The organism is Streptomyces sp. NPDC085481 (assembly GCF_044541845.1).
In the GTDB taxonomy this organism is placed as follows: domain Bacteria; phylum Actinomycetota; class Actinomycetes; order Streptomycetales; family Streptomycetaceae; genus Streptomyces.
The window spans coordinates 56,957-80,668 of sequence record NZ_JBITTJ010000004.1 but is presented as its reverse complement, the minus strand read 5'-3'; the positions used below and the strand labels follow the sequence as shown (position 1 = coordinate 80,668).

Genomic DNA, 23,712 nt, shown 5'->3' with positions numbered 1-23,712 from the left:
TCCTTGGCCGAAAGGAGTGGGAGCGGAGGGCAGGGCGGGGCGAAGTTATCGTGCCAGCGAGACATCTACACGCGTAGCGCTGCCGAAAATTGAAAACCCGTACGGGAATGGGGCCGGGGCCCGGCTCCGGTGGACTGCCACCGTCGCCGGGCCCGCGGGCTCAGGTCGTGACCCTGGCGCCGTTACGGCGTGGTCTTGACCGTGATCTTGCCGTCGACGATCTCCTTCTTCGCCTTGTCCACCGCGGCGATGAGGTCGGTCATCTTCGTGTACGCCGGGTTGGAGGCGGCCAGGCCGACACCGTCCGTCGCGAGGCCGTAGCGGATCTCACCGCTCTGCGGCTTGCCGTCCTTGACCGACTTGATCACGTTGAACACGGAGTCGGAGACGTCCTTGGTGACCGAGGTCAGGATGTGGTCCTTGTAGGCGGCCAGACCCTTCTGGTTGTACTGGTCCGAGTCCACGCCGATGGCCCACTTGCCGGCCTTGGCGGTGGCCTCGATCGCGCCGGAACCGGCGAGACCGGCGGCGGCGTAGATCACGTCGGCGCCCTTGTCGAGCTGGCCCTGCGCGGCCGCCTTGCCGAGGTCGGGCTTCGAGAAGCCGTCGAAGTTCGGCGGCTGGGTCAGGTACTGGGTGAGCACCTTCGCCTTGGGGTTGGTGTCCTTCACGCCCTGGACGAAGCCCGCCTCGAACTTCTTGATCAGCGGAACCTCGACACCGCCGATGAAGCCGACCGTGCCGGTCTTGGACGCCTTGGCGGCGGCGACGCCGGCCAGGTAGGAGCCCTGCTCCTCGTTGAAGACGAGGTTGGCGATGTTCGGGCCGGTCTTCGAGGTGTCGTCGATGAGGCCGAAGGTGGTCTTCGGGTAGGCCTTGGCGACCTTCTCGATGGCCGGCGCGTACGCGAAGCCGACACCGATGACCGGGTTGTTGCCCGCGCGGGCCAGAGCGGTGAGGCGCTGCACCTTGTCGGCGTCACCCTCGCCCTCGGACGGCTCGGCCTCGGCACCCTTGACGCCGAGCTCGTCCTCGGCCTTCTTCAGGCCCGCGTAGGCGGCGTCGTTGAAGGACTGGTCGCCGCGGCCGCCGATGTCGTACGCGATGGCGGCCTTGGTGGCGCCGGCGCTCGAGGTGGAGCTGGAGCCCGAGTCCGTCGACGACTTGCCACACGCGGTGGCGGAAAGGGCAAGCGCCGCGGAGGCGATGCCCACGGTCGTGATCCTGGTGATCCGGCGCAAGAGGAGGGTCCCTTCGAGACTGACCGAAAGCGCCTCTTCCGGCGCTGGTTTCGCGGCGATCGTAACGCGCGTAGATGTCAGTTAAAGACCCGTTCATGAGTCGTTATCGGATCGTCGCGAACCGGCCAGGGGGGCCACCGGCGGCGTCCGGCCCGATACGGCCCGTCATACACGCTGGTACGGGCGTTCGGGCCGGGCCCCGGGGCGACACGCCGGGGGCTGGGCCGGACGGATGAGCGGGCTCCCGCCCCGCCCGGCCCGGACCGCCCGGGCCGGAAATCAGCGCTTGGGGGGCTTGGGGGCCACGTCCAGGAGGGCGGCGCCCGTGAACAGCTCCACCGCGACCGCGATGGCCCGCTCGTCCACGTCGAAGTCGCCCGCGTGCAGATCGCGGACCCGGGTGTCGCCGGGAACCCGGACGCCGAGCCGGGCCATGGCGCCGGGGACGTGCTCCAGGTACCAGGAGAAGTCCTCGCCACCCAGGGACTGCTCGGTGTCCTCGATCGCGTACGGGCCGCGCCGGGCGGTCATCGCGTCGCGGAGCAGCTCGGTGACGACCGGGTCGTTGACGACCGGGGGGACCCCGCGGACGTAGTCGACGGTCGACTTGGCCCGGTGCAGGGTGGCGATCTCGTCGATCGCCGCGTGCACCAGGTCGGGGGCGTCGCGCCAGGCCGGCAGGTCGAGGCAGCGGACGGTGCCGGAGAGCTCGGCGTGCTGCGGGATGACGTTGCAGGCGTGGCCGGCGGCGATCCGGCCCCAGGTGACCGAGAGGCCCGAGCGGGCGTCGACCCGGCGGGCCAGCAGGGCGGGGACGTCGACGGCGATCCGGGCGGCGGCGGTGACCAGGTCGGTGGTCAGGTGGGGGCGCGCGGTGTGGCCGCCGGGGCCGTCGAGGGTGATCTCCAGGCGGTCGCAGGCGGAGGTGATGGGGCCGGGGCGCAGTCCGATCCGGCCGGCGTCGACCTTGGGGTCGCAGTGCACGGCGATGATCCGGCCCACGCCGTCCAGGACCCCGGACTCGATGGCGTCGGCGGCGCCGCCGGGCAGCACCTCTTCGGCGGGCTGGAAGATCAGCCGTACGGCCGCGGGCAGCCGGCCCTGGCGGTCGAGCTCGGCGAGGACCAGGCCGGCGCCCAGCACGGCGGTGGTGTGCACGTCGTGGCCGCAGGCGTGGGCGCGGTCGGGCACCGTGGAGCGGTACGCGACGGTCTTGGTGTCGGGGATCGGCAGCGCGTCGATGTCGGCGCGGATCGCCAGCATGGGCCGCCCGTGGTCCCAGGTCCCGATGTCGCACATGAGTCCGGTGCCGGTCGCCAGCACCTTGGGTGCGAGGCCGGCCGCCTCCAGGCGCTCCTTGAGCGCGGCGGTGGTACGGAACTCCTGGTTGCCGAGCTCGGGGTGCATGTGCAAGTCCCTGCGGAACGCGATCAGTTCGGCACGCAGGGGTTCGGACAGCGTTCCGGGCAGCGCTGCGGGCGCCGCGTCGGGGCCGGGCTCTCGGGACTTCAACTGGTTCACCTTTTGAAGGGTAGGCCCCCGTGGAGATCAACTGGCCCTTGATCACGAAAAGTTCAGCCCGATAGGGGAAAGAATCCCGGTTCCCCAGGCATGACGGTCACGCTGTGTGGGTACGCTTACCCGAATTCGAGCCTTTCGGTCCCCGTGGCGGTGCCGGCGACACCCGCCAGGAAGCCCTGGGCGCGCGGTGAGGCGTTCTCCCGCAGCCACCCCGGGGCGATCTCGCAGACAGCGACCTTCACGCCCGTACCGGCGAGCGCCAGCGGCAGCGTGTGGACGACCGTGGACGGGAAGCTGACCACCGTGCGGCCGATGGGGCCGCGGCGGGCGATCAGCTCCAGGGGCAGGTCCGGGCGGACCACCTCGAGGCCGGTCTCCACGGCGATCCGGTGCAGCTTCTCGGCGCTCTCGCGGCGGTGCGCGAAGTAGCGGGTGGCCCCGTGGTCGGCGGCGAGCGCCGTCACGGCCCGCAGGTACTGGTCGGGGTCGACGACGCCCGTCTCCACCAGGGAGGTGCCGACCAGGTCGGCGCCGCGGGTGATCCGGGGCGGGCCGAAGCGGGACCGGGTCCAGGCGAAGTCGTTGGCCAGGACGGTGGTGCCCGGCGGCGGCTCGACCGGCAGCGAGGTGAAGATCTCCACCGTGCGGCGGCGGCCCGGGGCGAGCTTGCGTCGGGCCAGCGAGGTGACCGGGGCGAGCACCAGCTCGCGCGGGCCCCGGCTGCCCCGCCGGTGCCAGCGCACCAGGCGTTCGCCGCGGGCGAGTTGGGCGGCGAACTCCATGGTGGCGGTGCCGTCGTCGACGACGGTGACCCGGCGGGGGCCGAAGAGGGTGAGCAGGAGCTGGACGTAACGCGAGAAGGGGTCCCCGATGATCACCCGGTCCGCGGCGCGCAGCGGCGCCGCGAGCTCGCGGAGCGTCCGTGCCACGGCTCCTCTGCCCTGCCGGGCGTCGTGCCACTTCACGGTGACGCCCTCGTCCCTGGCCAGCTGGGCCATGCGGCGCAACTGGCCGCGGGACATCGGGTCGGTGGGCGACAGGACGACCACGGTGAGGCCGGGGACGACCCTGCGCGGCTCCTCCGCAGGCTTCTCGTCGTCCGGGAGGTCCGTCCCGGTCACCGGCCCCGCCGGCCGGGCGGAGCCCGTGGTGGCAACGGGCTCCGCCACGGCGGCGGCGCGGCGGTTCGGCTGGCGGGGGACGCCCTGGAGCTGGGCGGGGGTGTCCTGGGACGCGGCCGTCGCGTAGGCCCATTCCAGGACGTTCAGAAGCTGGACCGGGCTCTCGACGAACGCCAGCTGGCCGGTCATGCGGAGACGAGCCCCTGGACCCGGCGGAGCTTCTTCATCGGGCCGAGCTCCGACTCGTAGACCTTCTTGACGCCGTCGCCGAGGGCGGTCTCGATGGTGCGGATGTCGCGGACCAGGCGCTGCAGGCCCTGCGGCTCGACGGAGGCGGCCTGGTCGGAGCCCCACATGGCGCGGTCGAGGGTGATGTGGCGCTCGACGAAGGTGGCGCCGAGGGCGACCGCGGCGAGGGTGGTCTGCAGGCCGGTCTCGTGGCCGGAGTAGCCGATCGGGACGTTCGGGTACTCCTCCTGCAGCGTCTGGATCACGCGCAGGTTGAGCTCCTCGGCCTTGGCCGGGTACGTGGAGGTGGCGTGGCAGAGCAGGATGTTGTCGCTGCCCAGGACCTCGACGGCGTGCCGGATCTGCTTCGGGGTGGACATGCCGGTGGAGAGGATCACCGTGCGGCCGGTGGCGCGCAGCTCGCGCAGCAGCTCGTCGTCGGTGAGGGAGGCGGAGGCCACCTTGTGGGCGGGGACGTCGAACTTCTCCAGGAAGGCGACGGCCTCGGTGTCCCACGGGGAGGCGAACCACACGATGCCGCGCTTCTTGCAGTGCTCGTCGATCTGGCGGTACTCGTCCTCGCCGAACTCGACGCGGTGGCGGTAGTCGATGTAGGTCATCCGGCCCCAGGGGGTGTCGCGCTCGATGTCCCACTGGTCGCGCGGGGTGCAGATCTCCGGCGTGCGCTTCTGGAACTTGACCGCGTCGCAGCCGGCCTCGGCGGCCACGTCGATCAGCGCGAAGGCGTTGTTCAGGTCGCCGTTGTGGTTGATGCCGATCTCGCCCGTGATGTAGACGGGCCGGCCCGGGCCGGCGGTCTTGCTGCCGAAGGTGCGAAGGCGGGTGCTCATGATGGTGGTTCCTTAGCGGTTGGGGGTGTCGAGCTGGGGTCCGAGGAGCCAGGCGGCGATCTCGCGGATCGCTCCGAAGCCGCCGGGCGTTTCGGTCACCGCGCGGGCGGCGGCCCGTACGGAGTCGTGGGCACTGCCCACCGCGACGGGCCAGCCGACGAGGTGGAAGCAGGGGAGGTCGTTGACGTCGTTGCCGGCGTAGAGCACGCGCTGGGGGTCGATGCCCTGCTCGTCGCACCACTGCTTGAGGGCGAGGTCCTTGCGGTCCACGCCGTGCAGCACGGGGATCCGCAGCTTGCGTGCGCGGGCGGCGACGACGGGGTTCTGCTCGGAGGAGAGGATCAGCAGCGGGACGCCGGCCTTGCGCAGGGCGGCGATGCCGAGGCCGTCGCCTCGGTGTACGGAGACGAACTCGCGGCCGTCCGCGTCGATGTGGACGCGGTCGTCGGTCTGGGTGCCGTCGAAGTCCAGGACCACGGCGTCGACGTCGGCGAGCGCCGGGGCGGCCGGGGTGTCGAGCAGCGGGGCGAGCGCGCGGGCCCGGGCGAGGTCGTGCGGGTCGTCGATCTCCAGGACCCGGGCGGGGTCGGTGACGACGAGCGCGGTGCGGCCGAAGAAGCGGTGCCGGTGGGTACGGAAGCCCTCGGCGGCCATGGCGTAGACGGCGCCGGTCTCCAGGTACTCGGGCCGCCGGTCCTGGCGGCGTGGGCGGTGGGCCTTGTCGTGGTTGACCCCGGTGGCGCCGTCGGTCTCCTCCTTCCACAGGAAGCCGTGGGTCGGGGCGGCCGTCAGGGCGGTGTCGGCCTCGCCGGAGACGACCTTCGCGACGGCCTCGTCCACCTCTTCGGGGGAGAGGAAGGGGCTGGTGCACTGGACGAGGAGGACGACGTCCGGGCGGTGGCCCGAGGTGGCCTCGTACGCGTCCATGGCGTGCAGGACGGCCGACTCGCTGGTGGCGGTGTCGCCGGCGATCGCGGCGGGGCGGTGCACCGCCTCCGCACCGTACGAGCGGGCGGCCGCCGCGATGCCCGGGTCGTCGGTGGAGACGACGACGGCGGTGACGAGCGGGGCGCTCAGGCAGGCCCGCACCGCGCGGGCGACCAGCGGGATTCCGGCCACCGCGGCGAGGTTCTTGCCGGGGACGCCCTTGGAGCCGCCCCGGGCGGGGATCACGGCGAGGACGGTCGGCGACTGCGGTGTCATCAGAGTTCTCCCAGGCGGCGGATGACGGGGGCCACGCGCTGGACGCCGTGGCGGTAGGCGCCGCGCGCCACCTCGCGGACGATCCGGCGCACCCCGCTCTCGCGGGGCTCGGGCGCGGTGAGGTCGAGGCGGTGGCGGGCGAGGATGGCCGGCAGATAGCCGGGGGCCGTCTCGGCCGTGTAGTACGGGGCGACCGGGGGCAGCGCCGGCCGGTCGAGCAGCTCGGCGACCCGGTCACGGGCGGCGTCGAAGGCCTGCTCGTACGAGCCGTCCGAGGCGACGCCCTGGCGGGCCAGCCACGGTTCGTCGGGCTGCGGGACGACCCCCTTGTCGAGGCGGTCGAAGGAGGTGAGGAGCCCGGAGCCGATGAAGTGGTGGTTGCCGAGCGCCTCGCGCACCCCGAGGTCGGTGAGGATCGCGGTGGGGATGCGCCGGTGCAGGGCTTCCAGGGCGGCCGTGGAGGAGACGGTGACCAGCAGGTCGGTGCGGTCCAGGACCTCGCCCATGTGCCCGTACACGAGACGGAAGTTCGGCGGGACGTCGAGCTCGCGCACCAGCTTCTGGTACGGGAACTCCTCCAGGTGCGTGGTGTGCTCGCCGGGCTTGGAGCGCAGCTTGAGCAGCACCTCGCGGTCCGGGTGGAGCCGGGCGTGCTCGACCAGGCGGCGCAGCACGTAGGCGCGCTCGGCCCTGGTCGCGGGCACGGAGGGCTGGGCGGCGAAGACGAGGGTGTCGCGGCCGGCCTCGGGGGTGTGCGGGGCGCCGCCCAGGAAGGGCAGCGCGGCCTCGACGACCGCGTCCGCGTCGGCGCCGACGCCCTCGTACACGGCGCGGAAGCGCTCGGCGTCGTGGCGCGAGTTGGCGAGGACGAGGTCGGCGCCGTGGCGCAGCAGCAGCCCGTCGGCGAGCTTCTCGTAGACGACGCCGACATAGCCGGTGACGATCACCGGGCGGCGTTCGAGACCGAGGTCGGCGAGGCCCTGGAGGACGGCCCGGACGGTGCCGCCGACGAGGGCGAGGACGATCAGGTCGTAGTCGCCGTCGCGTACCTCGCGCAGGAACTCCGCCCCGGTCACCTCGCGCGGGGCGACGGGCGACACCCCGGTCTCGGCGAGCTGCCGTGCGGTGGGGGTGGCCCGGCCGCGCAGGACGAATCCGGTGGGGTCGACTGTTCCGGCGTTTCCGGTGGTGATTCTGCGTGCGGTGAGCACGCCCCATTTCCACCGGGTGTCGGAGTCGGCGAGTACGGCGACGCGCGCCGCTCGATCGGTACGTGATGGCACGTCGAGGACGCTAGGAGGGCAGGGGGATTGGCGGCCCAACTGAGCCACAACAAATGGTTAACAGCACCATGACGCATTGCGGGAAACGGACAGGATCAGTGGTGGTTAAGTGGCCCGCCGCTTTGTGTTCACCGAGCATCCCTCTGGCGGACAGGACGAATGCCGGGGCGGCGCCTAGCGTCGATTCCGTGGTCAAGCTCTCCGTCGTCGTGCCGTTCTTCAACGTGCAGACATACGCCCCCGACGCCCTCCGAAGCCTGCGCGCGAACGCCCGCGAGGACTTCGAGTTCCTGCTGGTCGACGACTGTTCGACGGACGGGACCCCGGAGATCCTGGAACGCGCCGCGCGCGAGATCCCCGGGGCGGTGCACATCCGGCACGCGCGGAACGAGGGGCTCGCGACCGCCCGCAACACCGGCCTGGACGCGGCCCGCGGCGAGTACCTGGCCTTCCTGGACGGTGACGACTGGCTCTCCCCCGGCTACTACGCGGGCCTCGTCGCCACCATGGACGGGCTCGGCTGCGACTTCCTGCGCACCGACCACGTCCGGGTGACCGGCCGCAGCCGCTCGGTGCGGCGGGTGCCGGTGGGGCGGCGCGGCGTGGTGCTGCGGCCGCGGGACGCGATCCTGCCGGCCGACCGGACGACGTCGGTGGACTACCCGTACGCCTGGGCCGGCCTCTACCACCGGCGGCTGCTCGACCGGGGTCTCCTGCACTTCCCGCACGGACTGCGGACGGCGGAGGACCGGCCGTGGATCTGGCGGCTGCACCGGGAGGCGGAATCCTTCGCCGTCACCGGCGACCTGGGTCTTTTCTATCGGCGCGGGGTCGCCACCTCGCTCACCCAGATCGGCGATGTCCGGCAGCTCGATTTCCTTCGCGCATTCGACCAGGTGATCGAGGAGACAATGAACGATCCGGATGCCGACAAGCTTCTTCCCAAGGCCGTGCGGACCTATTGCGCGGTGATTTCCCATCACATCGGAAACATGGCCAAATTCGAACCCTCGGTCGGACGGCAATTGCGCGCGATGAGCGCGGGGGCGCTACGGCGGATGCCGCAGGACGTCCTCGGCGAGGCGCTCACCGCGATGGGCGACGACCGGGCGACCGCACTGCGCCGCCTGAAACGGCGCCGGCCCGCACCGGCCCCCGCCGCGCCGGCCCCGGCGGAGGTGGCGGCCGCATGAGCACCACTCAGATCTTCTACGCCTCGACCCTCTACGGCGCCGCCACGATCGCCGCCGCCCTGGACAGCGGCTGCTTCCGGACGGCCGACCGGCGCGTGCTGCTCGTCTCCACCAACGCGGCCGTGCCGGAGACCACCACGCCTCTCGACGCGATGCCCGGCTTCGAGGCGCTGCGCGGCCGGTTCGACACCGTCCTCGACTGGAACGAGACGATCGAGCCGCTGCACCCCGGCGGCTGGACTCCGCGCGCCGACGACCTGCCGCTGCTCCAGCGCCATCTGCGGCGGCTGTGGGAGCTCGGCGACGACCGGATCGAACTGGTCGTGGAGTCGCTCCAGGTGGCGCCCGCCCTGACGATCGCCCAGCTCTTCCCGGAGGCGGCCATCGACGTGTACGCGGACGGGCTGATGAGCTACGGGCCGACCCGCAACAAGATCGACCCGCTGGTCGGCGAGCGGGTGCGCCGGCTGCTCCACCTGGACCTGGTGCCCGGGCTCGGCCCGCTGCTGCTCGCGGAGTTCGGGGCGGTCGCCGAGCTCGTGCCGACCGAGGCCTTCACCAAGGTCGTCGAGGAGCTGTCCGGGCCCGCGCCGAGCGGTGCGGACGCGGGCGAGGGCCCGGCGCTGCTGCTCGGCCAGTACCTGGCGGCGCTGTCCCTGCTCACCGCCGCCGAGGAGGGCGAGCTGCACCTGCGGATGGTGCGCGGCGCGGTCGCCCGCGGCCACCGCCGGCTCGTCTTCAAGCCGCACCCGACGGCTCCCGACGCCTGGTCGAAGGCGCTGGTGAAGGAGGCCGAGGCACTGGGCGCCGAGCTGACGGTGGAGGACCGGCCGGTGCTGGCCGAGGTGCTCTACCGGGAGCTGCGGCCCGCGCTGGTGGTGGGCTGCTTCTCCACGGCGCTGATGACGGCGAGCGGCTTCTACGGGATCAGGACCGCACGGGTCGGCACCAGGCCGTTGCTGGCCCGGCTCTCGCCGTACCAGAACAGCAACCGGGTGCCGCTGGCCCTGGTGGACACGCTCGTCCCCGACCTGGAGGCCGGCGAGGAGCGGCCGGCGCCGAACACGGCCGAGCTCGCGGGTCTGGTCGCCGCCGTCGGCTTCGCGATGCAGCCGAAGATCCGCGCGGACCTGCGGGAAGCGGCCGTACGGCACCTCTCCGGACCCCTCGCGGCAGCGACCCGGCACCACTTCACCCGCCGCCGGCTCACCTCCCTTGGCCTGCCCGGCGGCCTCCCGGTCCCCCGGCACCCCCGCATCCGCCGCCTCGCCCGCCGCGCCCTGAAGCTGAAGCGGCGGGCGCTGGGGCGCTGATGGCCGTGCCCGGCGAGACACCCCCGGGACGACACGCCTAGGTCGTTTCCTTCGGATCATCCGATCGTTGGTTGATGCGTGTCGTTGACTGATGCCCAGTGGGCGAGGATCGAGCCGTTGCTGCCGGACCGGACACCTCGGCGGGGTGGGCGGTGGCGTGATCACCGGCAGGTGATCGACGCGATCGCGTTCAAGTACCGCACCGGGACACCGTGGATGGACCTGCCCGAGCACTTCGGCTCGTGGAAGGGCGCCCACAACCGGCTACGGAAGTGGGCCGCCGACGGGACCTGGGAGAAGGTCTTCACCACGCTGCTCGCCCATGCCGACGCCGAAGGCGACCTCGACTGGGTCGTCGCGGTCGACTCCACGATCGTCCGCGCTCATCAGCACGCCGCCGGAGCCCGTCAAAAGGGGGCCCGGCCGGCGAGCCGGTCCATCATGCCCTCGGACGCTCCCGCGGCGGCTTAACCACCAAGATCCACCTCGTCGCGGACAGCCGCTGTCGCCCGCTAGCCTTCACCGTCACGCCCGGCCAGGCCGGTGACGCACCAGCTTTTGAGCAGGTGATGGCCTGCTTGAGAGTGCCTCGTGCTCTCGGTCGACCCCGTACAACCCCGCGCGTGGTCTTGGCGGACAAGGCGTACTCGTCTCGCGCAATTCGTGGTTACCTGCGACGACGTGGCATCAGAGCGGTGATTCCTCAGCCTGTGGACCAGGTCGCGAATCGCATGCGACGCGGAAAAGCTGGAGGTCGGCCTCCCGCGTTTGATCGCGACGCCTACAAGCAGCGCAACACCGTAGAGCGATGCATCAATCGCCTCAAGCAGTGGCGCGGGCTCGCCACCCGATACGACAAGACCGCCACGATCTACCTCGCCGCACTCCACATCGCCGGGATCTTCATCTGGGCCGCGAGGTGACGTCAGTCGTCGAACCAGACGACCAGCCTGACGTCGTGGTCGCCGTGGAGTTCGGCGAGGGTGCGCATGACGGTCCAGACGGGGCCCCACTCATGGTCCGGCACTGCGTCGCGGCGCCTGAGGCGCTCAACACGGAACATCTGGTCTCCATCGATCCACTGGGAGCCCTCCGGGAAGTGCAGCTTGGGTCGGACCGCGATGTGAGCCGGCTGTCCGCAGAGGTCGACGAATCGCTGAGGAGCGGAGTAGTGCCGCTGGAGGAACTGCCAGTCGCCTTGCGGATCACGGTAGTACTCGCGGATGTAGGCATCGGGCTCGGCAGACTCCTCATCCCAGTTGACCCGCTTGATCTCTGCCCAGCTGACCCAGCTCGCGCTTCGCCCGGCCGTCGTCTCATGGCCGTCGCGGACACGGTTCGACGCGTCGGCGGGCAGTCCACGGACAGGGGCCACCGGCACGAACTGTTCGTTGTCGCAGACGCCGAACAGACAGCCAAAGGCGTCGTAGTTCCTCGGCACCTTCAGGTGGTCCAGGTCGATGGTGGCGTGCCAGAACGAGTCCGCCTCATGGTCTCGATACTCACGGTGGCACTCGATGAAGCCCCAGATGTCCTTACCCATGCCGTGATGATGCCGGGCTAGCCTCCCCCAGACCAGGCATTACTCTCCCCCGGACTTGATCCAGAAGACACCCCCTAGGCCCGGGTGACCGGCTCCTGGAGTTCGGTCACCCAGGCGGAGCGGTCCTGCGGGCACTCCAGGTACAGCTCGCGGGCGTAGCCGGCCGACTCGTAGCCGTTGGTGTCGATCCAACTCGCCAGGGTCTGCGCAGTCGGCAGGATCTCGTCCATCGAGCCGCGGTGGACGACGGTGGCCGCCTCCTCCAGACCGGGCAGCACGAGCACGTCGACGCCCTCCACGGCCGTGCCCTCGGGCACGGTCATGCCGGTGTGCACGACGACGGAGCCGTCGCCCCGGCCGGCGTCCTCGTAGTAGGCGATCCCGGGTCCGTGACCGGTCACGCCGGCCGCCTCCAGGCGGCCGCACAGCTCGTCGTACAGCGGCCCGATGACCGGGCTGATGTCGGCCGGGCCGAAGCTCGCCGCGATTGCGCTGAGCTCGGCGAGCCGGACCGCGGGAACCTTCTTCACGACGACGTCCTGGGTGGACATGCGTCCCTCGCTCTCGATGGCTCGGAGCCGCGCACCGACCCGGGCGAGCCGGGCCGCCGCCTCCGCGGCGGCGGTCTCCAGCTCGGCCCGGCGCAGCCGCAGCATCCCGCGCAGCTGCTCCGCGCCGACCTGCTCGTCGAGGATCGACTGCACCTGTTCGAGGGTGAAGCCGAGCTCCTTGAGCGCGATGACACGGTTGAGCCGGGCGAGCTGGGCCGCCTCGTAGAAGCGGTATCCGCTGTGCGGGTCGACGCGGGCCGGGCGCAGCAGTCCGATGGCGTCGTAGTGGCGCAGCATGCGGACCGACACCCGCCCGTGCCGGGCGAAGTCTCCGATGGTGAACATGACGCTCCCTACGACACGCCCTCACACGGTGTCAGGGTCAAGACGGGGGTCCCGGGGTCAGGCGGAGCCGAGCGAGAGCTTCGCGGCGAAGCCGAGGAAGAGCGCGCCCGCGGCCGAGGTGGCCCCGGCGGACAGCCGGCGGCGGCGCCGGAACGCGGCGGCGAGACGCGTCCCGCCGAATATCAGCATCGTGAGGTAGAGGAAGCTGCCGAGCTGGAGCAGGGTGCCGAGGACGAGGAACGACAGCGCCGGGTAGGCGTACGACGGGTCCACGAACTGCACGAAGAAGGAGATAAGGAACAGGATCGCCTTCGGGTTGAAGAGGCTGATGATCAGCGCACGGCGGTAAGGGTGCTCACCGGGCCCGGCGGTGGCCGGCTCGGGCTCCCGGGCGAGCGCCTCGCCCCGGGTGCGCCACATGCTCCACGCGGCCCGCAGCATCCCGATCGCCATCCAGGTCAGATAGCCCGCGCCCGCGTACTTCACGATCATGAAGAGCAGCGGCGTGGTCTGCAGCAGCGAAGCGGCGCCGAGCGCGGCCAGCGTCATCAGGACGGCGTCGCCGGTGAACACGCCGGCCGCGGCCTTGTATCCGGTCCTGGTGCCCTTGCGGGCGCCGACGGACAGCACGTACAGCGAGTTCGGCCCCGGCAGAAGGATGATGAGGACGAGGCCCGCGAGATAGGTCGGCAGATCGGTGACACCCAGCATGGAGCGGAGTCTCGCACGTGGGTACGACACTCCGCTTTCGTGTTTCGCGATGCGGAATACGTCCGCCGGACAGGCCTTGGGGGGACAGGCCTGGGGCGGACAAGACTGGGGCGGACAAGCCTTGGGGGACGGGCCCTAGAACGCGTCGGTCGGGACGTACGTGCCCCAGACCTCGCGCAGGGCCGCGCAGACCTCGCCGACCGTGGCCCGGGCCCTGAGGGCGGCCTTCATCGGGTAGAGCACGTTGTCCGTGCCCTGCGCCGCCTTCCTCAGTTCGGCGAGGGCCGCGTCCACGGCCGGCCGGTCCCGCTCGGCGCGCAGTTTCGCGAGGCGTGCGGCCTGCTGGGCCTCGATCGCCGGGTCGACGCGCAGCGGCTCGTAGGGCTCCTCGACGTCGACGGTGTAGCGGTTGACGCCGACGACGACCCGTTCGCCGCTGTCGGTCTCCTGCGCGATGCGGTAGGCGGAGCGCTCGATCTCGTTCTTCTGGAAGCCGCGCTCGATCGCGCTGACCGCGCCGCCCAGGTCCTCGACCTTCCGCATCAGCTCCAGCGCGGCCGCCTCGACGTCGTCCGTCATCCTCTCGACGACGTACGAGCCGGCGAAGGGGTCGACCGTGGCGGTGACATCGGTCTCGTAGGCGAGGACCTGCTGGGTGCGCAGGGCGAGGCGGGCGGACTTGTCGGTGGGCAGGGCGATGGCCTCGTCGAAGGAGTTGGTGTGCAGCGACTGCGTACCGCCGAGGACGGCCGCAAGGCCCTGGACGGCCACCCGCACCAGGTTGACCTCGGGCTGCTGGGCGGTGAGCTGCACGCCGGCGGTCTGGGTGTGGAAGCGGAGCATCAGCGACTTGGGGTCCTTCGCGCCGAACTCCTCCTTCATGACCCGGGCCCAGATCCGGCGGGCCGCCCGGAACTTGGCGACCTCCTCCAGGATCGTCGTCCGGGCCACGAAGAAGAAGGAGAGCCGGGGGGCGAAGTCGTCCACGTCCATGCCGGCGGCGACGGCGGTACGGACGTACTCGATGCCGTCGGCGAGGGTGAAGGCGATCTCCTGCGCGGGCGAGGCGCCGGCCTCGGCCATGTGGTAGCCGGAGATGGAGATGGTGTTCCACTTCGGGATCTCGGCCCTGCAGTACTTGAAGATGTCCGCGATGAGCCGCAGCGAGGGCTTGGGCGGGAAGATGTACGTGCCGCGGGCGATGTACTCCTTCAGCACGTCGTTCTGGATGGTGCCGGTGAGCCGGTCGGACGGGACGCCCTGCTCCTCGCCGACGAGTTGGTAGAGCAGGAGCAGCAGCGCGGCGGGCGCGTTGATGGTCATCGAGGTCGACACCCGGTCGAGCGGGATCCCGTCGAACAGCACCCGCATGTCGTCGACCGAGTCGATGGCGACGCCGACCTTGCCGACCTCGCCGTGCGCGAGGGGCGCGTCGGAGTCGTGGCCCATCTGGGTCGGCAGGTCGAAGGCGACCGAAAGTCCCATGGTGCCGTTGGCGATGAGCTGCTTGTAGCGGGCGTTGGACTCGACGGCGGTGCCGAAGCCGGCGTACTGCCGCATGGTCCAGGGCCGGCCGGTGTACATCGACGGGTACACACCGCGGGTGAAGGGGTACGCGCCCGGCTCGCCCAGCTTCTCGGCGGGGTCCCATCCGTCCAGGGCGTCCGGTCCGTAGACCGGCTCGATGGGGAGCCCCGACTCCGACTCGCGCGCCATGTGCTGTGCCTCCCGATCGACCGGCGACTGCTACCTCACAGCATGCCCGTCTCTTTTCGGTCACGTGCGCAACCGCTCGCGCACGGGAAGCATCACTTCGTACACACGTCATTCTTCCCGGGGGGCTCCGATGAAGCGTTCGTCATCCGTCATGCGCAGGTCCGGCATACGCAGGTCCGGCATACGCAGATCCGTCATCCACAGAGCGGTTCTGGCCACCGCGGCCGTGGCACTCGCGGCCGGCTGCACGGCCCAGGCCGGCGGGGCGGGCGGGGGTGCCGGAGGCACGGTGAGTCCGGCCCCCACCTCCGCCTCCGCCGCGCCGGGCTCGTCCGCGCCGTCCACCGGCGCCACCCCGTCGGGTGACGACAAGCCCTCCTCCCCCGCGCCGACGGCTTCGGCCACCAGCGAGAAGCCGCAGCCCAAGGTCCTCATGGGCGACGGCTCCGAGAGCGAGCAGGTCCGCGAACTCCAGGCGCGGCTGCGGCAGATCGGCTACTTCGACCGGGCGCCCACCGGCTTCTACGGGACGATGACCGCGGGCGCCGTGAAGTCCTTCCAGAAGAAGCGGGAACTGCCGCAGACCGGCTCGGTCGACGAGGTCACCTGGCAGAAGCTGGTCGCCATGACGCACCGGCCGACCGCCGACGAGCTGAAGCCGTCCACCACCAACAAGCTGGACACCCCGGACCCGCGCTGCATGACCGGGCGGGTGCTGTGCATCAGCAAGGAGAGCCGGACGCTGGCCTGGATGATCGACGGCAAGGTGGTCTCGTCGATGGACGTGCGCTTCGGTTCGGAGAACACCCCGACCCGCGAGGGCACCTTCAGCGTGGGCTGGAAGGCGAAGAAGTGGACCTCGACGATCTACCACACGCCCATGCCGTACGCGATGTTCTTCAGCGGCGGCCAGGCGGTGCACTACTCGGCGGACTTCGCGGCCCGCGGCTACAACGGGGCCTCGCACGGCTGCGTCAACGTCCGGGACAAGGCGAAGCTCGCGGACCTGTTCGAGCAGGTGAAGGTGGGCGACAAGGTCGTCGTGCACTGGTAGGGCGCGTGCGCTGACCGAGGAGGAGAGAGAGGGCGCGGGTGGGACCGGGGGAACGTGCCCCACCCGCGCCGGTGCGCCGAGCCGAAGGTACGGGGGGAACCCCGGCTCTGTGCGCTCGCCGATGACCAGTCGGCTCACTCAGTACTGCGCCGCGGGCTCGAAAAGTGTCACACCTGCGTGTCACCCGGCGTTTCCCGGCTATCGGCGGGGGCGGTCCTGGCCGGACCCGTCGCCGTTCTTGCGGTGCTCGTCGCCCTTGTCGCCGGTGCGGCCATCGCCGTCGTAGCGGTCGTCGCCGGCCTTGCCGCCGTTGCCGCCCTTGCCGTCGTGGCCGTGGTGGTCGCCGCCTCGGTCACCCTTGTCGTCGCCGTCCGAGCCGCCGGAGCTCTTCCCCGAGTCGCTGCCGCTGTTGGTGTTGCCACTGCCGCCGCCCGAGGGCGTGCGGCCGGCGGACGTCGAGCCGGCGTCCGGGGTGCCGGCGAGGATGCGGTCGCAGTACCGCTTGACCGTCTCGCCGCTCTTGAGCACGTTCGCCAGCCGCTTGCGGCCGCCGTCGGCGAGCTTCCCCGCCCGGAACTCCTGGCAGGCCTTCACGGCCCCGCTGCGGTCGATGTCGCCCTTCCCGTCCTTGCCCAGCGTGCTCGCGCTGGGCTCCGGGGTGGCGCCGTCCTTCCCGCCGGGTCCGGCCGTGGCGGTCGCGGGACCGTCCGTGGTGCCGGGGGTGGCGGTTTGCCCGTCCCGCTCCCTGGGCACGGTGGGAACCACCGTGCCGGTGCCGCCGCTCGGCGACTCGGACGCGACGGGGTCCGGGGTGTCGACGGCCGTGACGGAGCTCCCGGTCGCGGGCTCGCCCGTCATCGGCAGCATGCCCGTACCGGCGGCGACGGCGACCCCGCCGACCGTGACGGCGGCGAGCGCGGCGGCCAGCCCGTACCGCAGGGAGCGTCCCCAGCTGCGGCCCGCGGAGACGGGCGCGAGCCGTACGGCGCCGAGCTCGGCCGTGGTGGCCCGCCCGGCGGATCCGGCGGCGAGCGCCACGGCGGCGGCCTCGGCGGCGCGTTCGGCGGTCATCTTGCGGAAGGCGGCGAGGGCCGCGGCCTCACCGGGCAGCTCGCCGTCCGGTCCGAGGACGGCGGCGGGGGTGCGGGCCGCGTCGAGGGCGCGCGCCAGCAGCCGGGCCTGCGCGCGGGCCGTGTCGTCGGCGGGGTCGACCGTCTCGCCGCGCAGCAGCCGCTCCGCGGCCTCCTGGTCGAGCCATGGGTACCGCTCGTCGGCCATCACATGTCCTTCTGCGTCCGCGCGCGTGATTGCGTCACACCGCGGGGGGCCGCGGCCCCGGACCGGCGGCCGCGCTGCGGAGGGACGCCGTCCAGCGAGGCGGCGTGATCGGCCGGGGAGCCGTCGGCGGGGCCGTCCAGGGTGCCGTCCGCGTACGCGGGAGCGGCGGCGCCGAGGAGTTCGGCGAGCTTCTTGAGGCCGCGGTGGGCGGCCGTACGGACGGCGCCGGGGCGCTTGCCGAGCGTGTCGGCGGCGCTCTTGGCGTCGAGTCCGACGACGACGCGCAGGACGACGGCCTCGGCCTGGTCCTGTGGGAGCTGTGCGATGAGGTGCATGGTGCGGCCGGTGGCCAGGGCTTCCAGTGCCTCGTCCGCGGTGTCGGAGTCGGCGGGCTTGTCGGTGAGTTCGGTCTCGTCGCCACCCACGGCGGGGCGGCGGCCGCGCATCCGGATGTGGTCGAGAGCGCGGTTTCTGGCTATGCGGGCGGCCCAGCCGCGGAAGCGGTCGGCGTCGCCGGTGAAGCGGTCCAGGTCACGGGCGATCTGCAGCCAGCTCTCGGACGCGATGTCCTCGGCGTCGGTTTCGCCGACCAGCGTGCGTATGTAGCCGAGGAGCCGCGGATGCACCGCACGGTACACGGTGCGGAAGGCGTCCTCGTCGCCGTTCTGCGCGGCGAGCACTGCGGCCGTCAGCTCCGCGTCGTCCCCCAGCACTCCCCACACCTGTTCGTCGTCACGCTCATAGCGGCTGGTCGTCACCGCCACGCCGCCCAGGGCGCAGCAGCACGCTACGTCCTTTTCGGGCGCCGCGTCCACGCGGGTCCGTTCTTTGTACAACTTGCAACCTCAGTCGGCGACGCCGGGTGGCGCGACCGGGTGTGACAGAAAACGCACGCACGGCGCTGAGAGGAATACGGGGCCGTGCTGCGGCTCCGCGGACGACGACCGGGGCCTCTCCTGTGGGGGGTGGCGGCCCCGGTCGTCTTTCTTTTCCGGCGCCTGTGACCAGGCAAAACGCGGAGCGCGAGGCTTCTGCACGACCGACTCGTGACCCACGCGTCCGGGCGTTCACCCCCCCCATCCGCCTCCGGCCAATCCCCCTGCGCCGCCCTCGAGGCGAGCAGCCGGCTCCACTCGACGGCTGACGTACTGAGACATCTCGTTGCCGGTGATCCGCCCCTGTCACACAAGGGCTCCGCGACGTCGCCGTCCCGCATGACAACCCCTTGCCCCCACACATGCCGCCCACGTGTCAACCGACCGTTGACACCGATGGACTGTCAACCTAGGGTTGCACTCATGACGAATCCACTCGGCATGAGCAACCCCGTGCGACTCGACGACCTGATCGAAGCGATCAAGAAGTCCCACCCCGACGCCCTCGACCAGCTGTCCGGCGCGGTCATCGCGGCGGACCACCTCGGCGAGGTCGCCGACCACCTCATCGGCCACTTCGTGGACCAGGCCCGGCGCGCGGGCGCCTCCTGGACCGACATCGGCAAGAGCATGGGCGTCACCCGGCAGGCAGTCCAGAAGCGCTTCGTACCCAAGGACGACACGGAGGGCGACGCGGCGAGGATGGACCCGAACGCCGGGTTCGCCCGCTTCACGCCCCGGGCCCGCAGCGTCGTGATGGCCGCGCAGAACGAAGCCTCGGCCGCCCGCAACGACAAGACCACCCCCGTCCACCTCGCCCTCGGCCTGCTCGCCGAGCCGGAGGGCCTCGCGGCCCTGTGGATCGGCCGGCAGGACGTCACCCTGGAGCAGGTCCGCGAGGCCCTGACCCCGACGCTGCCGCCGGCGGTGGAGGAGGTGCCCGCGCTCATCCCGTACGACGCGGACGCCAAGAAGGTCCTGGAACTCACGTTCCGGGAGGCCCTGCGGCTCGGCCACAACTACGTGGGCACCGAGCACATCCTGCTGGCACTGCTCGAGTTCGAGGACGGCAAGGGCGCGCTCGCGGGCCTCGGCCTCGACAAGGCGCGGGCCGAGCAGCAGATCGCCGAGGCCGTCGCCTCGCTGAAGATCGAGGAGCCGGAGCCGGGCGCCTGACCGGAGGACGGACACGGAGCGGTAGCCGACACCGGCTGCCGCTCTGCCCGTTTCTCCGCCCTATCCGTCCTGTCCGTCCTGTCCGTCCTGTCCGTCCTGTCCGTCCTGTCCGCCCGTCCGTCCGCCTTGTCCGTACGGGATGCCCCAGACGGTCCTCAGGCGGTCCGCGCCCGCCGCGAGACGACCGCGCGCAGGACCCGGCCGCCCTCGATCGACAGCTCGCGGGCCCGGCGCAGCCCGGTCGGGCCGTGGGCAGCGGACTCGAGGACGGCCTGCTGGCGCCGGAGTTCGCCCGCGTGGAGCGGGCCGCCGTCGGTCGCGTCGTACCGGCCGTGCACGGCGAGCGCCGCCTCGGAGCACCGCCCCGCCCAGCTGCGCAGCGCCGCCTCGGCCCACTCGGCGGGAGCGCCGTCCAGCATGGTGCGCACGAGGGCGGCGGTCTCGTCCGCGCCGTCACCCTCCCCGTCGAGCTCGGTCCGCGCCGTCGCGACCGCCTCGCTCCAGGCGCCGCCGTCACCGCGCGCGACCGCGGCCCACACGGGGCGCAGCACCTCGGTCCGCTCGGGTGCGAGCACCGGCAGACAGCGGTCCAGGCAGGCGAGTCCGGCGGCGGCCAGACTCCGCTCGTCGGCCCGGTCGATCAGTTCCAGCAGGCTCGTGCTCGTCGCCGACGTCATGGACGCCTCCTCGCCACCCGATGCGGACGCAGTACTTCCACTACTGCGCCGTCTGGCGCGATTTCGTCACTGCGCGGCCGGAATGATGCCAGTCGCCTTGGTGTGCTGCATAGAGGTCAGCTTGCGTACGAAGAGGATCGCGAGCACGGCGGCGGCGATGTTCAACAGGTCGCTCGTCATGAGCCAGCCCGTGGCGGTCACGATCCCGTCGACGGTGTCGGCCTTGTCGTACATCCGGGAAGCGACGCGACCGACGAGCGCGTCGAGGACGAAGAGCGTCCACCAGCCGTTGAGGAGCGCGAATTCGCCCCCGCCGTCGGCCGCGTACGGCTCGCGGCGGCTCGCCCGCCAGATGTCGGCAGCGACGCCGCGCGGGATCACGAGGTTGGCGACCGGGATGAACCAGGCGCCGATCGCCCAGCCCGTGCTGCGGCCCTGCAGGTCGCCGGCCCAGACCTCGGCGTTCTGCCGCAGCCGGTGGAACCAGATGATGAAGACCGTCGCGGTCGCCACGAGCAGCATGCCCTGAGCGATGCCCGCGACCGCCATGCCCATGTCGCCGCCGTAGCCCGCCGGGTCGGGGTGATCGGCCAGATCGCCTTGGAAGTCGGCCCGGACGCCGAAGGTCGCGATCAGGCTGAGGACGTCGACGACGACGGTGACGCCGAGCAGGGACACGACGGCGTACGACAGGCCGTTCGGGTTGCGGAGCATGACGGAGTGGACCCCCCACGGGTAATCGACAGCGATCGGCGGTGATCGACGTCCCCCTCCCCCGAGAACGCCGGGCGGCCGACCGGCCGCCGAGGCGGGACCGTACGCGATGGCGGGCTCCGTCGTCCAGGGAGAAAAGCCCTGTTCAGCCGCGCATCAGCCGCGCACCTTCATAGCGAGCGCGCGGAACTGGTCCCAGGTCGCCGTCGGCTTCCGCGCGTCCCACAGCTTCTGGGCGGTCGCCGTCAGCGGCATCCGGATGCCGTCGGCCACCTGGGCCTGGGTCTGGGAGCCCGCGAGGTCGCACCAGACGGCGAAGCTGCCGCCCAGGATCTGGGGGTCGTAGCGCGCGGGGACCGGCGTGGTGCCGCGGATGACCAGCGGGGTCCACTGCTCGTAGATCCGGCGGCCGGTGGGGTAGGCGAAGTCGTTGGGCTGGCCGAGCACGTAGTAGAGGTACTCGTCGTTGTAGTTGATCACCTTGCGGCCCGCGCTCAGGTACGAGGTGGGGGTCCGGGCGCCGATCTCCTTGCCGGTCCAGTAGGCGACGTGGAGGTCCCGGTCCGGGCTCACCACGCCGCCGGCGAAGAAGCCGTCGTTCCAGGCGCGCAGTGCCTTGCCGGTCGGGCGCATCACCGCAGCGCGATCGTTGAGCCAGCCGGTCGCCAGGTCCTGGACCCGGGCGGAGGGGCCGTACTTCGCGGTCGCGGCGCGGGCCAGCTGCGGGTAGGTCGCCTCGGGGTTCTTCGCCATCAGCGCCACGTATTCGTCGGCGCCGAGGTGCCAGTACGCGCCGGGGAACAGGCCGGAGTACTCGCGCAGGAGCTCGTCGACGATCTTCGCGGAGGCCGGGTTGGAGATGTCGACCGCGCCGCGCGGCTTGCGGCCGGTGGCGCTGGTGAGCTGGAGGTCCGGGTGGGCGGCGATGACCGCGCCGAGGTGTCCGGGCGAGTCGATCTCGGGGACCACGGTGATGTGCAGGCTCGCGGCGAGGTCCACGATCCGCCGCACCTCCGCCTTGCTGAGGTGCTGGGCGGAGACGATCTCGGGGTGGGTGTCGGAGGCGATGCGGAAGCCCTGGTCGTCGGAGAAGTGCAGACCGAGCTGGTTCAGCTTCAGGTCCGCCATCTCGCGCAGGCGGCCCTCGATCCAGCCGGCGCTGAAGTACTTGCGGGCGATGTCGACCATCAGCCCGCGCTGCGGCTTCGCGGGGGCGTCGGCGACCACGCCCTCGGCTATCGCGCCGGTGGACCTGACGGACTGTTTGAGCGTGCGGGTGCCGTAGAACACGCCGGCCTGGTCGGGTCCGGTGATGCGGACGCCCCCGTTCTGCACGGTCAGGGTGTACGACTCCGCCGCGCCCTGCCCGCCGAGCGCGAGGCTGACGTCTCCGGGGCGCGCGCCGGCCGTGCCGCGGTACGGGATGCGCAGCTCGCCCGCGATCAGCCGGGCCTCGTCGGCGAGGGCCTGCTCGTCCTTCGCGGCGACCACGACCCCGGTGTCCGGGCCCGGCTTCCAGCCGGGGCCGCGGGCCGCCTGGTGGGAGCGGACGGCCGGGATGGTCAGGGGCGCGGTGGAGAGCGGGTACGTCTTCGTGGGTGTCGGGCTCGGCGGTGGCGGGGCCGGTGCCGAGCTCGTGGCGGTGGCCTTTGCGGTCGGGCCGCTCACGGCCCCCGTACCGGGGGAGGAGCCGTTCGAGCAGGCCGTCACGGTGGCCAGCGCCACCGCGGCCGCCAGGAGTGCGGGGCCCCTTCGGGGCCCCCGTATGGAGTACCGCATCACTCGGAATCCTCCCTCACGGCGCGCCGCACGGCATCCCGGCCCCTTACGTCCACGCCGCCGACGAAACCACTCGTCCAGGTGAAATTCGCGCATCCGTCGGACACATCCCCCTTCCCGTCGATAGCGTGGCGTCACATCCACCCCATCGCTTCCCGGGCCATCCCTCGCCCGATCGCCTCCGACGCTCTCCCCACCGCTCACCCATCGCTCCCGGAGCACCCGCTGACCAGCGACACCCACGCCCCCTCCCGGACCCTGGGCTCCCCGGCCATACCTGCCCAAGGGGTACGTCACTGGCACGCCGACGGCCTCAGCGGCTTCAACGCGGCCACGCCCGCCGCCGCCGAGGCCCTGCTGCTCGGCTGCTGCGGCAGCCGCCGCTGGGCCGAACGGGTGGCCGCGCACCGCCCGTACCCGACCCTCGACGCCCTCCTCGCCGCCGCCGACGAGGCCGGCTACGACCTGTCGGGGGCCGATCTGGACGAGGCGCTGTCCCACGAGACCTCGGCGCTGCCCCACCCGGACGCCCCGCCGGCCGCCAGGACCGCGCTGCGCGCCGCCCACGCCGCGTACGAGAGCAGCTTCGGGCACGCGTTCGTGATCAGCCTGGACGGCGTGCCGGCGGGCGAGCGGCTCGACCGGGTCCTCGCCGGCATCCGGTCACGTCTCGGCAACGAAACGGAGGAGGAACGGGCCGTCGCGGCCGAGGAGCTCCGCCGGCTGGCCCGTACCCGGCTCACGCGTTCGATCGCCGCCTGGTGAGTTCGCCCGTAATGCGGTGATTCGGGACTGAACGATAGCCCGTCCGTGCCTGTTTGATCACACCGATGGACCCCGCGCGAGCGAACCGACGAGTCGTCGCTACGATGACCGGGGCCGGTGGACCGTACCCGGCCGGGTCTGACCGACAGAGAAGCCGGCCGGCCCTGATCCCCGCTCCCGGAGGGTTTTTCCGTGCCGGCTGGAACGCTGTACCGCGGCCGGGAAGGAATGTGGTCCTGGGTGGCTCATCGAGTCACCGGCGTCCTCATCTTCTTCTTCCTGTTCGTACACGTCCTTGACACCGCTCTCGTCCGTGTCTCCCCCGAGGCGTACGACGATGTCGTGGCGACGTACAAGACGCCGATCGTCGCACTCCTCGAGTACGGCCTCGTCGCCGCCATTCTCTTCCACGCGCTGAACGGTCTCCGTGTCATCGCCGTGGACTTCTGGTCCAAGGGCCCGCGCTACCAGAAGCAGATGCTCTGGACCGTCGTGGGCATCTGGGTCGTGCTGATGGCGGGCTCGCTGTACCCCGTCCTCGGCCACGCCGCACGTGAACTGTTCGGGAGCTGAC

General features: G+C 71.8%; 22 protein-coding genes. 7 read left to right on the top strand and 15 right to left on the bottom strand.

Annotated elements, in window-relative coordinates; all coding sequences use genetic code 11:
• Nucleotides 1–182: 182 nt before the first annotated feature.
• The 6 genes from ACIGEZ_RS11265 to ACIGEZ_RS11240 all read right to left on the bottom strand — a co-directional run bounded on the left by ACIGEZ_RS11265 (nt 183) and on the right by ACIGEZ_RS11240 (nt 7,448).
• Nucleotides 183–1,241, bottom strand: coding sequence for a BMP family protein (locus ACIGEZ_RS11265; protein ID WP_399828873.1), 1,059 nt, complete (start codon nt 1,239–1,241; stop codon nt 183–185).
• Nucleotides 1,242–1,520: 279 nt separating this feature from the next.
• Complete coding sequence (locus ACIGEZ_RS11260) at nt 1,521–2,762, bottom strand: amidohydrolase (protein WP_399828870.1); 1,242 nt, start codon at nt 2,760–2,762, stop codon at nt 1,521–1,523.
• 116 nt (nt 2,763–2,878) lie between these two features.
• Entirely contained in the window at nt 2,879–4,072 is a 1,194-nt protein-coding gene (locus tag ACIGEZ_RS11255; RefSeq protein ID WP_399828868.1) for a hypothetical protein, read from the bottom strand.
• A complete protein-coding gene (locus tag ACIGEZ_RS11250; RefSeq protein ID WP_399828865.1) occupies nt 4,069–4,962 on the bottom strand; it encodes an N-acetylneuraminate synthase family protein in 894 nt (297 codons plus the stop codon). The genes ACIGEZ_RS11255 and ACIGEZ_RS11250 overlap by 4 nt, the downstream gene beginning before the upstream one ends.
• 12 nt (nt 4,963–4,974) lie before the next feature.
• A complete protein-coding gene (locus ACIGEZ_RS11245) occupies nt 4,975–6,165 on the bottom strand; it encodes a cytidylyltransferase domain-containing protein (protein ID WP_399828862.1) in 1,191 nt (396 codons plus the stop codon).
• On the bottom strand, nt 6,165–7,448 hold the full coding sequence (locus tag ACIGEZ_RS11240) for a DUF6716 putative glycosyltransferase (RefSeq protein WP_399828859.1): 1,284 nt from the start codon (nt 7,446–7,448) through the stop codon (nt 6,165–6,167). The genes ACIGEZ_RS11245 and ACIGEZ_RS11240 overlap by 1 nt, the downstream gene beginning before the upstream one ends.
• A 188-nt stretch (nt 7,449–7,636) precedes the next feature.
• Here ACIGEZ_RS11240 and ACIGEZ_RS11235 point away from each other — a divergent pair, with 188 nt between their 5' ends.
• The 3 genes from ACIGEZ_RS11235 (at nt 7,637) to ACIGEZ_RS11225 (ending at nt 10,877) form a co-directional block, all read left to right on the top strand.
• Nucleotides 7,637–8,641, top strand: a complete 1,005-nt coding sequence (locus tag ACIGEZ_RS11235; RefSeq protein ID WP_399828857.1) for a glycosyltransferase family 2 protein — start codon at nt 7,637–7,639, stop codon at nt 8,639–8,641.
• Nucleotides 8,638–9,954, top strand: a complete 1,317-nt coding sequence (locus ACIGEZ_RS11230; RefSeq protein ID WP_399828854.1) for a polysialyltransferase family glycosyltransferase — start codon at nt 8,638–8,640, stop codon at nt 9,952–9,954. Before ACIGEZ_RS11235 ends, ACIGEZ_RS11230 begins: the two co-directional genes overlap by 4 nt.
• Before the next feature lie 78 nt (nt 9,955–10,032).
• A protein-coding gene (locus tag ACIGEZ_RS11225) for an IS5 family transposase (protein WP_399828852.1) occupies nt 10,033–10,877 on the top strand; the annotation gives its coding sequence in 2 pieces (ribosomal slippage) (nt 10,033–10,375 and nt 10,375–10,877; 846 coding nt in all).
• Between the two features lie 2 nt (nt 10,878–10,879).
• Here ACIGEZ_RS11225 and ACIGEZ_RS11220 read toward each other — a convergent pair.
• The 4 genes from ACIGEZ_RS11220 to ACIGEZ_RS11205 form a co-directional block, all read right to left on the bottom strand.
• Nucleotides 10,880–11,497, bottom strand: a complete 618-nt coding sequence (locus ACIGEZ_RS11220) for a hypothetical protein (protein WP_399828849.1) — start codon at nt 11,495–11,497, stop codon at nt 10,880–10,882.
• A gap of 74 nt (nt 11,498–11,571) precedes the next feature.
• Nucleotides 11,572–12,393 (bottom strand): MerR family transcriptional regulator, encoded by an 822-nt coding sequence (locus ACIGEZ_RS11215; protein ID WP_399828846.1) that lies wholly within the window; start codon nt 12,391–12,393, stop codon nt 11,572–11,574.
• Between the two features lie 57 nt (nt 12,394–12,450).
• Entirely contained in the window at nt 12,451–13,104 is a 654-nt protein-coding gene (leuE, locus tag ACIGEZ_RS11210; protein WP_399828843.1) for a leucine efflux protein LeuE, read from the bottom strand.
• A gap of 135 nt (nt 13,105–13,239) precedes the next feature.
• Entirely contained in the window at nt 13,240–14,820 is a 1,581-nt protein-coding gene (locus tag ACIGEZ_RS11205; protein WP_399828840.1) for a methylmalonyl-CoA mutase, read from the bottom strand.
• A gap of 151 nt (nt 14,821–14,971) precedes the next feature.
• Here ACIGEZ_RS11205 and ACIGEZ_RS11200 point away from each other — a divergent pair, with 151 nt between their 5' ends.
• Nucleotides 14,972–15,874, top strand: coding sequence for a L,D-transpeptidase family protein (locus ACIGEZ_RS11200; RefSeq protein WP_399829623.1), 903 nt, complete (start codon nt 14,972–14,974; stop codon nt 15,872–15,874).
• 198 nt (nt 15,875–16,072) lie between these two features.
• Here ACIGEZ_RS11200 and ACIGEZ_RS11195 read toward each other — a convergent pair whose 3' ends face one another.
• Nucleotides 16,073–17,152, bottom strand: a complete 1,080-nt coding sequence (locus tag ACIGEZ_RS11195; protein ID WP_399828838.1) for a hypothetical protein — start codon at nt 17,150–17,152, stop codon at nt 16,073–16,075.
• Nucleotides 17,152–17,865 (bottom strand): RNA polymerase sigma factor, encoded by a 714-nt coding sequence (locus ACIGEZ_RS11190; RefSeq protein WP_399829620.1) that lies wholly within the window; start codon nt 17,863–17,865, stop codon nt 17,152–17,154. The genes ACIGEZ_RS11195 and ACIGEZ_RS11190 overlap by 1 nt, the downstream gene beginning before the upstream one ends.
• A 585-nt stretch (nt 17,866–18,450) precedes the next feature.
• Here ACIGEZ_RS11190 and ACIGEZ_RS11185 point away from each other — a divergent pair.
• A complete protein-coding gene (locus tag ACIGEZ_RS11185) occupies nt 18,451–19,203 on the top strand; it encodes a Clp protease N-terminal domain-containing protein (RefSeq protein ID WP_399828835.1) in 753 nt (250 codons plus the stop codon).
• A gap of 155 nt (nt 19,204–19,358) precedes the next feature.
• On the opposite strand, the gene ACIGEZ_RS11180 is transcribed toward ACIGEZ_RS11185, so the two are convergent.
• The 3 genes from ACIGEZ_RS11180 to ACIGEZ_RS11170 all read right to left on the bottom strand — a co-directional run bounded on the left by ACIGEZ_RS11180 (nt 19,359) and on the right by ACIGEZ_RS11170 (nt 22,373).
• A complete protein-coding gene (locus tag ACIGEZ_RS11180; RefSeq protein ID WP_399828832.1) occupies nt 19,359–19,880 on the bottom strand; it encodes a hypothetical protein in 522 nt (173 codons plus the stop codon).
• A 66-nt stretch (nt 19,881–19,946) separates the two neighbouring features.
• The gene (locus tag ACIGEZ_RS11175) at nt 19,947–20,594 is read right to left on the bottom strand and encodes a DUF4328 domain-containing protein (protein WP_399828830.1); all 648 of its coding nucleotides are present in this window, start codon (nt 20,592–20,594) and stop codon (nt 19,947–19,949) included.
• 156 nt (nt 20,595–20,750) lie between these two features.
• Nucleotides 20,751–22,373, bottom strand: coding sequence for a glycoside hydrolase family 20 protein (locus ACIGEZ_RS11170; protein WP_399828827.1), 1,623 nt, complete (start codon nt 22,371–22,373; stop codon nt 20,751–20,753).
• 258 nt (nt 22,374–22,631) lie between these two features.
• Here ACIGEZ_RS11170 and ACIGEZ_RS11165 point away from each other — a divergent pair, with 258 nt between their 5' ends.
• Both ACIGEZ_RS11165 and sdhC read left to right on the top strand, forming a co-directional pair.
• Nucleotides 22,632–23,138, top strand: a complete 507-nt coding sequence (locus ACIGEZ_RS11165; protein ID WP_399829617.1) for a 2-oxo-4-hydroxy-4-carboxy-5-ureidoimidazoline decarboxylase — start codon at nt 22,632–22,634, stop codon at nt 23,136–23,138.
• Nucleotides 23,139–23,330: 192 nt separating this feature from the next.
• Nucleotides 23,331–23,711: a succinate dehydrogenase, cytochrome b556 subunit gene (gene sdhC, locus ACIGEZ_RS11160; protein WP_123954581.1), complete on the top strand. Its 381-nt coding sequence runs from the start codon at nt 23,331–23,333 to the stop codon at nt 23,709–23,711.
• The last annotated feature ends 1 nt before the right edge of the window (nt 23,712 follow it).

What these genes read in the sequence shown, in the direction of transcription:
- ACIGEZ_RS11245 (WP_399828862.1), bottom strand. Translation starts at nt 6,165, where the DNA reads ATGACACCGCAGTCGCCGACCGTCCTCGCCGTGATCCCCGCCCGGGGC.
- ACIGEZ_RS11200 (WP_399829623.1), top strand. Translation starts at nt 14,972, where the DNA reads ATGCGCAGGTCCGGCATACGCAGGTCCGGCATACGCAGATCCGTCATC.
- ACIGEZ_RS11180 (WP_399828832.1), bottom strand. Translation starts at nt 19,880, where the DNA reads ATGACGTCGGCGACGAGCACGAGCCTGCTGGAACTGATCGACCGGGCC.
- ACIGEZ_RS11220 (WP_399828849.1), bottom strand. Translation starts at nt 11,497, where the DNA reads ATGGGTAAGGACATCTGGGGCTTCATCGAGTGCCACCGTGAGTATCGA.
- ACIGEZ_RS11230 (WP_399828854.1), top strand. Translation starts at nt 8,638, where the DNA reads ATGAGCACCACTCAGATCTTCTACGCCTCGACCCTCTACGGCGCCGCC.
- ACIGEZ_RS11250 (WP_399828865.1), bottom strand. Translation starts at nt 4,962, where the DNA reads ATGAGCACCCGCCTTCGCACCTTCGGCAGCAAGACCGCCGGCCCGGGC.
- ACIGEZ_RS11205 (WP_399828840.1), bottom strand. Translation starts at nt 14,820, where the DNA reads ATGGCGCGCGAGTCGGAGTCGGGGCTCCCCATCGAGCCGGTCTACGGA.
- ACIGEZ_RS11185 (WP_399828835.1), top strand. Translation starts at nt 18,451, where the DNA reads ATGACGAATCCACTCGGCATGAGCAACCCCGTGCGACTCGACGACCTG.
- ACIGEZ_RS11170 (WP_399828827.1), bottom strand. Translation starts at nt 22,373, where the DNA reads ATGCGGTACTCCATACGGGGGCCCCGAAGGGGCCCCGCACTCCTGGCG.
- ACIGEZ_RS11255 (WP_399828868.1), bottom strand. Translation starts at nt 4,072, where the DNA reads ATGACCGGCCAGCTGGCGTTCGTCGAGAGCCCGGTCCAGCTTCTGAAC.
- leuE (WP_399828843.1), bottom strand. Translation starts at nt 13,104, where the DNA reads ATGCTGGGTGTCACCGATCTGCCGACCTATCTCGCGGGCCTCGTCCTC.
- ACIGEZ_RS11195 (WP_399828838.1), bottom strand. Translation starts at nt 17,152, where the DNA reads ATGGCCGACGAGCGGTACCCATGGCTCGACCAGGAGGCCGCGGAGCGG.
- ACIGEZ_RS11215 (WP_399828846.1), bottom strand. Translation starts at nt 12,393, where the DNA reads ATGTTCACCATCGGAGACTTCGCCCGGCACGGGCGGGTGTCGGTCCGC.
- ACIGEZ_RS11175 (WP_399828830.1), bottom strand. Translation starts at nt 20,594, where the DNA reads ATGCTCCGCAACCCGAACGGCCTGTCGTACGCCGTCGTGTCCCTGCTC.